A 15303-nucleotide genomic window follows, 5' to 3' on the forward strand; every position below is an offset into this window, starting at 1 on the left:
TAATTATACTTTTATTTATGATCTGTTTCAAAGGAAATGAAACCGGCATACTTTACTTTTTTTATTATTTTATTCTGTTTATAAGGGTTAGCATTTAATTCTTTTCAAGTAACTTGTTAATGGCAAGCTTCCTTTGCTGACGCTTTAAAAGTCCCTTCGCATTTCGCTACGCATAGAATGCAAGTAGAGAACTCTATAAATTTATTTTGAATACTTAAAATAATAAAAGGGGGAACAACAATGGGCAACACCGCAATACAAATTAATTTAAATACAGCTTCAATGGTAGACAGCGGAGCAAATATTATTTTTGACACAATTTCTTATCTTTCAGGAAATATTAGCTACAACTTGTCTACTGGAGAAATATTCATTTCTAATCCGGGACAGTATATTGTTCACTGGTGGTTATCCACTCAATCAGCCTTATCATCCGACGGAGTTTCATTTGCATTAAACACATCACAGGGGAACTTTATATCTGGAGTTTCTCCCATAAAGACCGGTGAAGTTTACGGAGTTGGAATTATTGAGGTAATAACAGCTCCGCTTACACTTTCACTTGTTAATACAAGTACATCCACGGTTTATTTTTCTTTGCAGGTTCCGCTTAGGGGGATTTTGACAGTTATCGAAAATGGTGCGGAAGAGACAGGGCCGACCGGGCCGACTGGCGATACCGGACCTACCGGAAGCACCGGCCCTACCGGAGACTCCGGACCTACGGGAGACATCGGGCCTACCGGCAATACCGGACCGGCTGGCGATACCGGTGATGCCGGACCTACCGGAGACTCCGGACCCACCGGAGATACTGGACCTACAGGAGACTCCGGACCCACCGGTGACACTGGGCCTACCGGTGACGTCGGACCTACTGGAGACACTGGGCCTGCCGGTGACGTCGGACCTACTGGAGACACTGGGCCTACTGGAAACAACGGCCCTACCGGAGATACTGGGTCTACTGGAGACATCGGACCTACCGGAGACGCCGGGCCTACCGGTGATATCGGGCCTACTGGAAACAACGGCCCTACTGGACACACTGGGCCTACTGGAGACACTGGACCTACTGGAGACACTGGCACCACCGGAGACACTGGCACCACCGGAGACTCCGGACCCACCGGGGACACTGGACCCACCGGGGACACTGGACCCACAGGGGACACTGGACCTACGGGAGACACAGGCCCTACCGGTGACGATGGGCCTACTGGAGACACCGGACCCACCGGGGACACTGGGTTTACCGGAGACGATGGACCCACCGGGGACACTGGACCTACCGGGGACGCCGGGCCCACCGGGGACACTGGACCTACGGGAGACACCGGACCTACCGGAGACGATGGGTCTACTGGAGACACCGGACCCACAGGGGACGCTGGACCTACGGGGGACGATGGACCTACCGGGGACACTGGACCTACCGGGGACGATGGACCTACCGGGGACACTGGACCTACCGGAGACACTGGACCTACCGGAGATGCTGGACCCACCGGAGACACTGGCACCACTGGTGACACTGGACCCACCGGAGACATTGGGCCTACCGGGGACACTGGACCTACCGGAGATGCTGGACCCACCGGAGACACCGGACCCACCGGAGACATTGGGCCTACCGGGGACGTCGGCCCTACCGGGGACACTGGACCTACCGGGGACGCCGGACCTACGGGGGACACTGGACCTACGGGGGACGATGGACCTACCGGGGACGCCGGGGACGATGGACCTACTGGAGACACCGGACCCACTGGAGACACTGGGGCTACCGGAGACACCGGACCCACGGGAGACATCGGACCCACCGGAGACACTGGGCCTACTGGAGACACCGGACCCACCGGAGACACTGGGTCTACCGGAGACACAGGACCCACCGGAGACACTGGGTCTACTGGAGACACTGGACCTACCGGAGATGCTGGGTCTACCGGAGACACTGGACCTACCGGAGATGCTGGAGACACCGGACCTACCGGGGACACTGGACCTACCGGAGATACTGGACTCACCGGACCCACCGGAGACATTGGGCCTACCGGAGACGCCGGACCCACCGGGGACACTGGACCTACCGGCGACGCCGGGCCCACCGGGGACACTGGACCTACCGGAGATACTGGACTCACCGGAGACACCGGACCCACCGGAGACGATGGGCCTACTGGAGACACTGGACCTACCGGAGATGCCGGACCCACCGGAGACACTGGACCTACGGGAGACACTGGACCTACGGGAGACACTGGCACCACTGGGGACACTGGACCCACCGGAGACATTGGGCCTACCGGAGACGCCGGGCCCACCGGAGACACTGGCACCACTGGTGACACTGGACCCACCGGAGACACTGGACCTACCGGAGACGATGGGCCTACTGGAGACACCGGACCCACCGGAGACGATGGGCCTACCGGAGACACCGGACCCACGGGAGACATCGGACCCACCGGAGACAATGGGCCTACTGGAGACTCCGGACCTACCGGAGACACTGGACCTACCGGAGATGTCGGCCCTACGGGAGACACTGGCACCACTGGAGACACTGGACCTACCGGAGATGCCGGCCCTACGGGAGACTCCGGACCCACGGGAGACATCGGACCCACCGGAGACGATGGGCCTACTGGAGACTCCGGACCTACCGGAGACACTGGACCTACCGGAGACGCTGGAGACACCGGGGACACTGGACCTACCGGGGACGCCGGGCCCACCGGGGACACTGGACCTACCGGAGACACTGGAACTGCGGGGGACGATGGACCTACCGGAGACGATGGGCCTACCGGAGACACTGGACCTACCGGAGACGCTGGAGACACCGGGGACACTGGACCTACCGGGGACGCCGGGCCCACCGGGGACACTGGACCTACCGGAGATACTGGACTCACCGGAGACACCGGACCTACGGGAGACACTGGCACCACTGGAGACACTGGACCTACCGGAGATGCCGGCCCTACTGGAGACACCGGAGACACTGGGTCTACCGGAGACACTGGACCTACCGGAGATGCTGGGTCTACCGGAGACACCGGACCTACGGGAGACACTGGCACCACTGGAGACACCGGACCCACAGGGGACGCTGGACCTACCGGGGACGATGGACCCACCGGGGACACTGGACCTACCGGAGACACTGGACCTGCGGGGGACGATGGACCTACCGGAGACGATGGGCCTACCGGAGACACTGGACCTACCGGAGATGCTGGACCCACCGGAGACACTGGCACCACTGGGGACACTGGACCCACCGGAGACGCTGGAGACACCGGGGACACTGGACCTACCGGGGACGCCGGGCCCACCGGGGACACTGGACCTACCGGAGACGCTGGACCTACCGGGGACGATGGACCCACCGGGGACACTGGACCTACCGGGGACGCCGGGCCCACCGGGGACACTGGACCTACCGGAGATACTGGACTCACCGGAGACACCGGACCTACCGGAGACACTGGCACCACTGGGGACACTGGACCTACCGGAGATGCCGGCCCTACTGGAGACACCGGACCCACAGGGGACGCTGGACCTACCGGGGACGCCGGTGACGATGGGCCTACCGGAGACGCCGGACCCACCGGGGACACTGGACCTACGGGTGACGATGGGCCCACCGGAGACACCGGACCCACCGGAGACACCGGGCCTACCGGGGACACTGGACCTACCGGGGACACTGGACCTACGGGAGCCGTGGGACCTAATGGGGCTGATGGATTAAACGGGAACTCACCAGCCCAGGTAAGTAACTTTAATCTCTCCACGCCAGGAAGTGTTGGAGATTTCATAGTTGAAAACGTCATTTATCGTTTGAGCTATGGAGCAACTGACTATATTTCAATTTCCATACTTCCTGTATCAGATCCTGTTTTAATTGATTTAAAACGATCTAGTCAATATGACGGAGCTGTTGAAGCAAGCACATTAAACAATTACACTTTAAGTTCCCTACAATCCCTGGACGCAGTTGTTTATAATAGTTCCAGAGAGATGCACAGAGTCTGGCTGCGCCAGCAGGATCCGACTACTTTGTTGTGGTCCTTATACGAAATTGATACCTTTGCTTCAGCTTCCGGTGCAAGAACCACGGTGTGGGGATACCTTATAGAATCTAACATTACTTTTCCGTAGGTGGAAATAGATAATGCAATTTAAAATATTATTATAAATAAGGGTATCGCAAAATTACTTAAATAAAGTGATTAAGCGATACCCTCATTTCAATTTTCATATTAGTTATGTCAGTATTTTATTATCATGTACTTTAGATAAACCATAATTATAAAAGTTCTTTATAGTTATCGCTTTATCTATATTGAAATTAAGCTCTTACAGATTTTTACTTATATCATGCTACCAAATGTTTATAAATTCTTTTTTCTTATACTCATTAAGCAGACTGATAAAGGTAATATCGCATATAATATTTTTCAAATATGACTGGGAGCAAAAGGTTTGTAACCATTTCACGGCTGACAAAATCTTTGATCCCATTTAAAAATCCAAACCTTTTTCTTTGCAGGATCAAAATGTTATTGGATTCATAGCCGCTGTCAGCAATAAGAATGATTTGCTTGTTAAGTGAGAAACGTTTTATCATGACAATTAATGCATCTGCTTCATCAGGGGACAGCCTTGATTACAAGTGTTTCAGATAGATGCGATTCTGTAGATCATTTCACTTCATGGGCGGTTTTATACCAGACCGTAAGGAACTTGCTGGTAAAAAATAAGGCAGTGCCAGGATTCAACTCCAGCTCACTGCCTTACTATTATAGAAGAAACTATTTAATTGCATCTTCTCCCCGTTCTCCGGTTCTGATTCTGACTGCATCCTGTATTTCTGAAATAAAAATCTTTCCATCACCATATTCACCGGTATATGCCTTTTTAGTAATTGCTTCGATCACAGATTCTGCACGGTCATCGGTAACTACCAGCTCTACCTTTATTTTGGTCAGAAAGTTATAATCCACTTCGGCTCCCCGGACAAATTCCGTCCAGCCTTTCTGATTTCCGCAACCCATAACCTGGGTCACACTTAATCCATTTAATTTCAGTTCTTCCATAATGGATTTAATATCTTCTAATTTTTCTGGTCTGATAAATGCTTCAATCTTTTTCATCATGATTCCCCTTTCCTTTAATCCATTCCGTTAAATGCAGGATATGCCGTTTCCCCATGTTCAGAAGAATCAAGACCTGTCACTTCGGCTTTATCGGAAACTTTGATTCCCTTTGTAATGAGGGAAGCAATCTTTGCTGCCACCAGAGTGCCTATAATTGCAATGACAATGGTGATTAAAATGGCGGCAATCTGGCGGAGGAATAAAGTCACATCTCCATACACAAGACCATTCCACGGTGCTGCGGAATTAATACTTTTATTGGCAAAAATTCCGGTTGCAATTCCACCCCAGATTCCACCGATTCCGTGGCATCCAAATACGTCAAGTGCATCATCATATGCAAATTTAGGTTTTATCACATTGATAAAGAAATAGCAGATCGGACTTACCAGTGCACCGATCAGAATGGCTGCCCAGATGGGCACAAATCCCGCACCAGGAGTAATGGCAACCAGGCCAATTACCATTCCAGTGGAGGTTCCGACCAGGGTTGGTTTTCCATTCTTAATTACTTCAATGAGAATCCAGGAAAGCAGTGCGGAAGCTGCTGCTGTATTGGTTGTCATAAAGGAGTGAGCCGCCAGTTCATTCGCTGCCAGGGCGCTTCCTCCATTGAATCCAAACCAGCCAAACCACAAAAGAGCTGCACCGAGAAATACCATTGGTACATTATGAGGATGATATGGCGCCTTTCCTAAATTCCTGCGTTTTCCAAGAAGAATGGAAAGCACCAGGGCACTGACACCAGAACTGATATGAACTACGTTTCCTCCTGCAAAATCAATGGAACCGATCTGGGCAAGGTAACCGCCTCCCCAAACCATATGTGCCAATGGATAATAGACAATGAGGGACCACACTGCCAGAAAAATTAGCAGAGCGGAAAATTTCATACGCTCAGCAATTGCACCGGTAATCAGCGCAGGAGCGATGATTGCGAACATCATCTGGAAAATAGCAAAAACAAGAGTATTGGGATAAGGATGGGTCGTATCCCCAAATGTATCAAAGTTAAGACCAAACCAGTTAAGATTACCGATAACCCCGCCAATATCTCCGCTAAAAGAAAGGGAAAAACCAAAGAGAACCCACATCACTGAGCCAAGCCCCATCATAATGGCTGATGACATAATGGTATTAACAACATTTTTTCGTTTTACAAGTCCCCCGTAAAAAAATGCCAGCCCAGGGGTCATGATAAATACAAGAGTAGAACTAACAAGCATCCATGAAAAATCTCCGTGATCCATAAAAAAGCACCTCTTTCTTGATTTTTGGGTAAAAAAATTAAGCCATAACATTGTGCGACACTGCACATCGTTATGGCTTCATTGCCTTGAAAAATATTCGAAACTTCTTTTATAAAAGATATAGCTAGATTAAATCATCAGATTGAATTTGTCAAGTAAATTTTTCAAAGTCAAGACCTTACTTTTTTGACAGATTGGTGAGGACTGCCTTTTATTGGCAAAAGACAATCCCTCCGTTTTGTCTGACTTCCACAATCGGGTGTTTTTTTAGATACTCCAGTGCAAGTTCCGGAACTTCCCTGCTGATCCGCGTTACAATTTCACAGGTTTTGTATCCCTCATATCCTCCGGTGCCGCTGGCTCTGTAATCACTCATACAGAGAGTTAATCTACGCCCGTCTAATGGTTTTCCTTTGAATAAAATCCGCCTTACACGGCTTCCCACCGGTTTATGGAGATCAATCTCATAGGTAATTCCTGCGAAATAATCGTAATTGTAGTGTTCAATTTTGGGATTTAAAAATACATCGGATATTTCTACGGCTCCGTCATTTTTTATGGTGAAATACTGGGCACACCGTTCTAATGCCCGCTTTAAAATCTCCTCGTCCAGGGACAGCACCACAAGAGTATTCGAAAATGGATAAACCCTTACCAGATCTCTCATTGTAACATGGGCAGGAAGACTCATGGGCGTATTGCCAAGACCTACGCAGGAGATATCGGCACCGGAATAGGCAAGCTGGATCTGATTGAAAAGATCTGCTACCCCTGAACCATACATTGCCATGGAAAGCTTATCCTTTTCAGGAATGGGGGTCTGAAGCTGCCCGATGCTCACATCCAGCCATTTCTGCACCTTCTCTTCCAGAAAAAGCAATGACTTATAGGGTTCTTTTTCATGGAAATTCCCAGCAGGGCAGATGGCAGATTCAATAAATACATTCCCATTCTCAACTGTAATCTGAACCTTCGCATACTGTACTGCATTGGGCATCAACTGCAGGGTATGGGTTCCTGATATCTCTCTTCCAGCAACCGGCATGTGCTGATGGGCGGTTAATAAAAGATCGTAATCCAGTTCTTTTAATATACGATAACCTGCGTTTTCACTGCTGGTGCTTAATACTTCTCCTGTATTTAAGTCACATTCGTAACCTCCATGGTAGATGCAGATTGTAACATCACATTCCTTCTTTAAGGCAGAAAGTTCTTCTTTTGCCGCCTGAAATGCATCCGTAATCTGAATCTGCTTTAAATGCTCTGGCTGTTCCCAAACGTTGACATAATCTGTGACAATGCCTGCAACACCAATCCGAAGTCCATTTTCCAGGGTAAATATATGGCTCTTTTTAAGGTTTGTCTTCCCTCCAAGGTCCTTGGCATTGGCACAAAGGCACTGACCGGAAAGGGCATTGAAATACCGGGACAGGCGGTCATAACCAAAGTTAAAGTCATGATTGCCTGGAACAACAGCATCATATCCGGCAGTATTGTATACAAGGGCAAAGGGGTCCGCCTCAGAAAGTTCCGCCCCCTTTGCTTCAATATAAGATGCCATAGGAGAACCCTGAAGCGTATCTCCTCCGTCAAATATCAGTGTGTTTCCGTCTTTTTGAAATTGGGAAATACAGTTTAAAAGTCCCATGGGTTTCTCCTGTGTATCCCCATATGACGTAGGGAACAGGTATCCATGGACATCAGAGGTATAATAAATAGTTACCTGATCTTTCAATTCATTACCCCCTTGCAAGTTTTACACGAATCTTTGTGGATATAAATTCCACAATCAATACGAGAATAATCAGTCCTACCAGGATAGCTCCCGCCTCATTCCAGCGGTAAGCATTCATGGCAAAAATAAGGGGAGCGCCGATTCCGCCCGCCCCTACCAGTCCAAGAACCGTAGCGTCTCTAAGATTAATATCAAACCGGTAAATCACGGTTGACGCAAAATTAGGGATTAACTGAGGAAGAATTCCATACCGGATCTTCTGAAAAGTGGTACAGCCACAGGCATCAAGGGATTCCAGAATTCGGGTATCCAGGTCTTCGATGGCTTCAATGTACATCTTGGAAACCATACCGATGGAGCAGACAGACATGGTCAAAAGTCCCGTAAATGCTCCGGGTCCGCTGACACGGATAAACATAAGACCATAGACGAATGCCGGGATCGTCCGCACTGCCATAATTACCAGACGCCCAATATAAGCCACTGGTCCTGGCATCAGATTAGAAGCAGACAAAAAGGACAGGGGAATGGCTAAAAATGCACCTACCAGAGTCCCTAAGAATGCAATACATACCGTCTCGAGAAGCAGATAAGGAACGCCTTGGGAGGTGAAATTAAACAATAACTTTGCATCCGGATGGAAGATTCCATTTAAGATGTTGCCGGCAATGGAAAGGCCGCCTGTACCTCCCTTTGTTATCTCCACAGCAGAACCGGACCATAAGATACAAGCCACTACGATAACGGATATTACAATCTGATATACCGTATTCACCGGTCTCTCAGCATATGCTTTTTCAATTTGCTTATTCATCCAAAAGACCTCCTATACCAGTTTTTTACGGCAGTAACGGCTTACCGCTTCAATGAGAAATACAGTAACAAACAACATAATCAATATCATGCCTACGCTGGGATATTCTCTCCAGCCCAGTTTTTCATTGAGAATCAATCCAAGTCCGCCGGCTCCCACATAACCAAGAATTGCAGCATAGCGTACATTTCCCTCGAAACAGAATAACCCATTGGATATATAAGAGGGAAGAACCTGGGGAATGATGGCACTCACAAATGCCCGTACCTTAGTGGCACCGATTGCCTCCATCGCCTCAAACGCTCCCATATCTGCAGTCTCGATCTCTTCGTAAAGGATCTTACCCATATAGGCAAAGGTAAACACTGCAATCGCAGTGGTTCCTGCCAGTGTTCCCAGACCAAATACATAGGTGGCAATAAGGGCGGTAACAAGGGTTGGAAGGGTTCTTACAATGCTTAAAAACAAACGAACCACGCTCACTGCCACAGAGTTTTTAATAATATTGGTAGAAGCCGCCATTGCGAAAGGAATGACCAATACTGCCCCCACAACCGTACCAAGCAGTGACATCTTTACCGTATCAAAGAGCGGTTCCCACACCTGGGAACTATAGGAAAATGCAGGAGGAACCATCATTCCAAGAATTACAAAAAACTGTTTTCCCCGTTCTGCCAGCACTTTCATATCAAATCCTGTAATCTTCACAGAAATAATGGTAAAGAGTATGAGAATCAGAGCGACCAGGGGAAGGCGGGAAGCTGGTTTAGAGACCGTCTTTCCATTTGACAATTCCATTTTCCTGGGGGGAAATACCTTGTCATATATGCTCATTGTGCCGCCTCCTTCTGCTTCCCTTCATAAATCTCATTTAAGATCTCCTCGGTTACATTGGCAGATGGTCCGTCATAGACAATGGCTCCACCCCGGATTCCGACCACACGGCTTGCATATTGAAGTGCCAGATCAACGTGGTGAATATTTAAAAGAATGGTAATATTCATCTCCTGATTAATCTTTAAGAAATCACCCATGACCTGTTTTGCAGTTACCGGGTCAAGAGATGCCACCGGTTCATCTGCCAGAATAATCTGCGGATTCTGAGCAAGGGTTCTTGCCAGAGCAACCCTTTGCTGCTGACCACCGGAGAGCTGGTCTGCCCGGACAAATGCCTTGTCTAAAATCCCCACTTTATCAAGTGCCTCTAATGCCTCCAGCTTATTTTCCTTCGGATATATTCCAAACAAAGCGCGGAAAAAAGAGAGTTCCGGCACTTTTGACATCAATACATTATTAATGACTCTGGTTCTGGTCACCAGATTAAAGGACTGGAAGATCATACCGATTCTTCGTCTGAACCGGCGGAGTTCCTTCCCCTTTAGCTGCATTACATCGGTTCCATCAACGGTAAGGCTTCCTTCTGTAATGTCGTGCATCCGGTTAATGGTCCGCAAAAGTGTGGATTTTCCTGCTCCTGACAAGCCGATAATTGCAACAAATTCACCCTGTTCTATCTTAAGATTAATATTTTTCAAGGCTTCAAAGCCATTGGGATACTTTTTATTCACCTGATTAAATTCAATCATATTTTTCCTCGTTTCCGTGCACAAAGAGCGGAGGCGCCGCAAATGAATTACCCTTACGACGCCCCCGCCAGCCTGTATTATTTATTTCGCATTTAATTCCTTAATCATCTGCTGTGCTTTTCTTTCATTATCATAATCAGCACTGTCGGCAATCTGATAACCTTTATGGCTGTAGATTGCGATGACTGCCTGGCCTTCTTCGGTGTTGCCAATATTGATAAACGCATTCTGAATGGCTTTTTTGAAATCGTCATCCATGATTTTGGAAGTCTTGCTCACGCTTACTGTATCATTAAAGATTGGAGGAGTCACACCGATTACACTGGTCTCTTCCCAGATAGATCCACTTCTTCCGTACTCGGAATTCCATTTATCCACATAATCTCTGCGGGCATCTGCATAGGTACAAAGAACATCTACCTGACCGGAAGCAAGTCTTGCAAATGCACTTCCGTAAGAATCAGACTGAACCACGTGGGACAGATTTAAAATATTCTTCTCAAAATTATCCTGAACCCATAAAGATGGGTAGATATATCCGGCTGGAGAAGAAGATGACATCACGCTCCAGTTTGCGCCGTCTAAATCATCAAAAGTCAGTTCTTCACCGTTATTGATCTTTGCAGCCAGTTCCTGTCCTTTTTCGGAAGGTCCTGCAACAATGAGGGCACGGTAGGAAGTTGCCTGATCTTCTGTAGGATCGGTTGCTTTTCCATCATTCCAGTCTTTTGCAGTATCAGAGTTCTTACTTAAACCATCTCTGGTGGCTGTAAGAATTACATCTGCACCGTCATCATAGAGAACGTATGTTCCTCCAGGAATCATACCAACATCTGCTGTTCCTGCGGAAAGTGCTTCTCCAACTGCTTCATAGCTGGTTCCAACAGTGATCACTACTTCACCGATGTCATAACCTTCTGTTGCAAGTTCTTTCTTAAGCATGTCCTTTAATGGTTCTGTTGCAGTTACGATCTCCTGAGGTTCTCTGGAAGGTACAAAGTATACATTAAGTTTTTCAATCTTTTTGTTTTCTGCAGATTTGTTCTCTCCTGCTGCTGTGCTTTGTGCACCTGCTTGGGTTGCTGCTGTTGTTGCGTCTGTCTGTTTGCTGCCGGAACAACCGCTGATCATTGCTGCACAGAGTGCTGCTGCCATTAATACAGAAACTGTTTTTTTCATACTGCTCTCCTTTTTCGTGTGATTCCTCGGTTCTCATGTTCATGGTTCCTTACGCACTGTCACCGATTTCCAGTTTGGTTGGAAGATAAATCGTCATGTTGTCTCTTCTGCCTTCCCTGATCTGCTCTAACAGAAGCTTGATGGCAGTCTGCCAGACAATATCGGGAAACATGCGGACTTTGGTGTAAGTGGGCCATCTGGATTCCAGCGTCTCAATGTCCTTATAGATGACAACTGCCACATCTTTGGGAATCCGCAGACCTGCATCCAAAAAGGCTTCCATGGCACCTTCTGCCACTTCCTCACTTCCTAAAAGTACTGCCTCCGGCAGACAGCCGGTCGCTACTGCCATCTTCGCCTGCTCATAACCGCTCTCCTTTGAGATCTCTCCCACAAAGAAATATTTCTCTTCATAAAGTTCTCTCTGAGAGAAAGCAGTCCGGATCCCTTCCAGTCTCCGGTATCCGATCTTTACCTGACCTTCTTCGTAAAGACCGCCGATATAGCCGACGCTGCGGTACTTCTTCTGGTCCACAAGATAAGACAGCATCTCCTGAATTCCCTTATTAAAATCCATTACAATACTGTCGTATTCATAATCCTTTGGATCTGAATTAATGAATACAATGGCATAGCTCTGCATCCGCAGAAATTCCATCTCATCCTCTGTAAACACACCAAACGCTATGATTCCGTCGTACTGGGACGGCTCTCCCTTGTCCAGACGCTCAAACCGGACATCACTTCTTGCCGACATGGACTGTACAATGAAGTCCAGGGAAGAAAGCCTGATGTTGGTTCTGTCTTTTCGGATAATGTGCCAGTCAGCCACTCCTATGACAATCTCTTTTTTCTTTTGCGTATGACGCCTCCTGGGTGGGACATATTTCAACTCGTGGGCAATCTTGAATATCCTCTTTCTTACTTCCGGACTTACCACAATTGTGTCATCCTGATTCAATACCCGTGACACGGTTGTGATGGAAACACCCGCAAGCTGTGAAATCTCTTTAATTGTAGCCATAACCTATATCCTCACCTTTCAGTTTTCATTATAATTGTACACGCATGTACCGTCAATAAGCAAAGTAAAATTTTACTAAAGTTTTACCTGTCTTATATGATAAAAAGGAAATACCAGGAAGAACGAGTCCATTCTTCCCGGTATTTGCTTCTTTTATGAATCCTTTTTGTCAATTTGAAGCTTTGCAAATGCAGCAGCAAATGGAGAATTGATTGGCTCCTTTGCTTCTTTATTCTGCTGATTCAAATATTTTGCCACATCTTTTTTGGATACTCCTGCACCCTCTTTTGCTCTGCGCTCCTTGAAGTTTGACAGTTTCTCTTTGTAGCCGCACCGGCATACAAAGATCTGGGCATCCCCTTTTCCATGAAGCTCCAGCTTTTTATGGCAGACAGGGCATCTGGCGTTGCTGGTTCTTGATAAAACCTCTCGGTGTCCGCATTCCCGGTCCTGGCATACTAACATCTCACTGTTTTTCCCCTTGACAGAAAGCATACGTTTTCCACAGTCCGGGCATTTTTTATTGGTTAAATTATCATGGGTAAAACTGCCTTCCCCTGCCCGGATCTGACGGATCAGCTCGCTGGAGTAGGTTCTGATGTCCTTCATGAAAGCACCCCGTTTTCTCTTGCCCGCTGCAATTTCAGAAAGCTTCATCTCCCAGTCAGCCGTAAGTTCGGGTTTCTTTAAATCTTCAGGAACCAGCTGAAGAAGCTGTTTTGCCTTAGATGTAACAAAAATATCTTTTCCTTTTTTCTCCAGTAAAAAGCTGGAGAATAATTTCTCAATGATATCTGCTCTGGTGGCTACGGTTCCAAGACCTCCCGTCTCTCCTAAGGTCCTTGCCATATCCCTGTCTTTGGTTTCCATATAGGAAACGGGATTTTCCATGGCAGAGAGTAATGTAGCTTCATTAAACGGTGCCGGGGGCTTGGTCTTTCCTTCTGTTATGGAAACAGAAAGATTGGCAATCCGGTCTCCCTTTTTTAAAAGAGGCAGGTTCTGTTCCCTTAATTCCTGCTCTTCATCCTCTTCTGCCTGGTTTTCATAAACTTCTTTCCAGCCTATGGAGGTTACAGCTTTTCCACGTGCCGCCAGAATTTCTCCGCCTAAATCCACAGTCAGTTCGGTCTGTTGGTACTCAAACGGTGGATAAAGAACTGCAAGGAACCGTCGGACAACCAGATCATATATCTTTCTCTCATCAACCGTCATATGGTCTAATTGTACAAACTGTTCTGTGGGTATGATGGCGTGATGGTCAGTAACTTTTTTGTCATCCACAAAAGAGGGCTTTGCCTGTATGTTCTGTCGGACCAGCCTTCCTGCCAGTTTCCGGTACGGTCCGATGCTGCATGCCTCCAGTCTTTCTTTGATAGAGGGGACAATATCCGAACTTAAATATCTGGAATCGGTTCTGGGATATGTGAGTACTTTATGATTTTCATAAAGTCTCTGCATAATATTCAAGGTTTCCTTGGCGGAATAGTTAAACCGCCGGTTTGCTTCCCGCTGCAGCTCTGTCAGATCATAAAGCTGGGGAGAATAGGTCTTCTTGGGCACACTTTTTACTTCTGTAATGACCCCTTCTTTTGCTGCTTTCAGTTTTGAGAGAATGGCTTCTGCACGCTCCCGGTCAAAAGTCCGGTAACTTTTTGATTTCTCATCTCTCCAGGTAAAATTAAGAGATGGTTCCGGGCAATTTGCAGTAATACCGTAGTATGGTTTTGGCACAAAACGTCTGATCTCCTCTTCTCTGGCGGCAATGATCGCCAAGGTAGGCGTCTGTACCCTTCCGCAGCTTAACTGGGCATTATATTTGCAGGTAAGTGCGCGGGTGGCATTGATTCCCACCAGCCAGTCGGCTTCCGCACGACACATGGCGGCATCGTATAAATGGTCATACTCATGCCCGTCCTTTAAGCGTGCAAATCCTTCTTTTATTGCTTTATCCGTAACAGAAGAAATCCAAAGACGTTTGATAGGCTTTTTATTCCCTGCTTTTTCTAAGATCAGCCTTGCAACCAGCTCTCCTTCCCGTCCGGCATCGGTTGCGATAATAATCTCACCGATATCACTCCGGTGAATCTGGGATTTCACCACCCGGTACTGCTTACCAGTCTGTTTGATAACTTCTAATTTAAACTGGTCTGGCATCATGGGAAGGTCTTCCATCTTCCATTCTTTATATCTTACATCGTAATCTTCCGGGTCTGCCAGTGTGACCAGATGCCCCAGCCCCCAGGTAACTGCATATTGAGGACCTTCGATTACACCATTTTGTTTTCCGGTGCAGTGAAGCACCCGGGCAATGTCTCTGGCTACAGAAGGTTTTTCTGCTATAATTAAAGATTTCATCTGTTTCCTCCATGATAAATAATGCTTTTTAGCGATTGTTTCTTTACACATAGTATCACAGATCCTTTTAACCCACAATCCTTTTCAAAGGGCAGATACAAACGGGAACCAGACACATTTGACCTCTGTCTCTAACAGCAAAAGAGACGGAGATTCTGTCATCAACCGTCTCTTTTTATTTTT

The 15303-nt window shown here is 47.6% G+C and carries 10 protein-coding genes; 1 reads left to right on the forward strand and 9 read right to left on the reverse strand.

Features of this window, described 5'->3' with window-relative positions:
• Positions 1-366 precede the first annotated feature (366 nt).
• Positions 367-4176 carry a collagen-like protein gene (locus FAY33_RS14635; RefSeq protein ID WP_243126773.1) on the forward strand — a complete coding sequence of 1270 codons (3810 nt, stop codon included), beginning with the start codon at positions 367-369 and terminating at the stop codon, positions 4174-4176.
• A gap of 653 nt (positions 4177-4829) precedes the next feature.
• Here FAY33_RS14635 and FAY33_RS14640 read toward each other — a convergent pair.
• From FAY33_RS14640 to FAY33_RS14680, 9 genes are all read right to left on the reverse strand, one after another.
• Complete coding sequence (locus FAY33_RS14640) at positions 4830-5171, reverse strand: P-II family nitrogen regulator (protein ID WP_143322058.1); 342 nt, start codon at positions 5169-5171, stop codon at positions 4830-4832.
• A 17-nt stretch (positions 5172-5188) separates the two neighbouring features.
• A complete protein-coding gene (locus FAY33_RS14645) occupies positions 5189-6424 on the reverse strand; it encodes an ammonium transporter (protein ID WP_143321977.1) in 1236 nt (411 codons plus the stop codon).
• 211 nt (positions 6425-6635) lie between these two features.
• Positions 6636-8159, reverse strand: a complete 1524-nt coding sequence (locus FAY33_RS14650) for a bifunctional UDP-sugar hydrolase/5'-nucleotidase (protein ID WP_143321978.1) — start codon at positions 8157-8159, stop codon at positions 6636-6638.
• A 4-nt stretch (positions 8160-8163) separates the two neighbouring features.
• Positions 8164-8973, reverse strand: coding sequence for a phosphonate ABC transporter, permease protein PhnE (gene phnE / locus FAY33_RS14655; RefSeq protein ID WP_143321979.1), 810 nt, complete (start codon positions 8971-8973; stop codon positions 8164-8166).
• Between the two features lie 12 nt (positions 8974-8985).
• Complete coding sequence (gene phnE / locus FAY33_RS14660; protein WP_143321980.1) at positions 8986-9807, reverse strand: phosphonate ABC transporter, permease protein PhnE; 822 nt, start codon at positions 9805-9807, stop codon at positions 8986-8988.
• Positions 9804-10559, reverse strand: a complete 756-nt coding sequence (phnC, locus tag FAY33_RS14665) for a phosphonate ABC transporter ATP-binding protein (protein ID WP_143321981.1) — start codon at positions 10557-10559, stop codon at positions 9804-9806. Before phnC ends, phnE (FAY33_RS14660) begins: the two co-directional genes overlap by 4 nt.
• An 81-nt stretch (positions 10560-10640) precedes the next feature.
• On the reverse strand, positions 10641-11738 hold the full coding sequence (locus FAY33_RS14670; RefSeq protein ID WP_143321982.1) for a phosphate/phosphite/phosphonate ABC transporter substrate-binding protein: 1098 nt from the start codon (positions 11736-11738) through the stop codon (positions 10641-10643).
• A 49-nt stretch (positions 11739-11787) separates the two neighbouring features.
• Complete coding sequence (locus tag FAY33_RS14675) at positions 11788-12762, reverse strand: LacI family DNA-binding transcriptional regulator (RefSeq protein WP_143321983.1); 975 nt, start codon at positions 12760-12762, stop codon at positions 11788-11790.
• A gap of 153 nt (positions 12763-12915) precedes the next feature.
• Complete coding sequence (locus FAY33_RS14680; RefSeq protein WP_143321984.1) at positions 12916-15120, reverse strand: DNA topoisomerase III; 2205 nt, start codon at positions 15118-15120, stop codon at positions 12916-12918.
• Positions 15121-15303 lie beyond the last annotated feature (183 nt).

Source organism: Clostridium sp. HBUAS56010 (assembly GCF_007115105.1).
GTDB lineage: Bacteria > Bacillota > Clostridia > Lachnospirales > Lachnospiraceae > Lacrimispora.

What these genes read in the sequence shown, in the direction of transcription:
- FAY33_RS14645 (WP_143321977.1), bottom strand. Translation starts at nt 6,424, where the DNA reads ATGGATCACGGAGATTTTTCATGGATGCTTGTTAGTTCTACTCTTGTA.
- phnC (WP_143321981.1), bottom strand. Translation starts at nt 10,559, where the DNA reads ATGATTGAATTTAATCAGGTGAATAAAAAGTATCCCAATGGCTTTGAA.
- phnE (WP_143321979.1), bottom strand. Translation starts at nt 8,973, where the DNA reads ATGAATAAGCAAATTGAAAAAGCATATGCTGAGAGACCGGTGAATACG.
- FAY33_RS14640 (WP_143322058.1), bottom strand. Translation starts at nt 5,171, where the DNA reads ATGAAAAAGATTGAAGCATTTATCAGACCAGAAAAATTAGAAGATATT.
- FAY33_RS14675 (WP_143321983.1), bottom strand. Translation starts at nt 12,762, where the DNA reads ATGGCTACAATTAAAGAGATTTCACAGCTTGCGGGTGTTTCCATCACA.
- FAY33_RS14680 (WP_143321984.1), bottom strand. Translation starts at nt 15,120, where the DNA reads ATGAAATCTTTAATTATAGCAGAAAAACCTTCTGTAGCCAGAGACATT.
- FAY33_RS14670 (WP_143321982.1), bottom strand. Translation starts at nt 11,738, where the DNA reads ATGAAAAAAACAGTTTCTGTATTAATGGCAGCAGCACTCTGTGCAGCA.
- phnE (WP_143321980.1), bottom strand. Translation starts at nt 9,807, where the DNA reads ATGAGCATATATGACAAGGTATTTCCCCCCAGGAAAATGGAATTGTCA.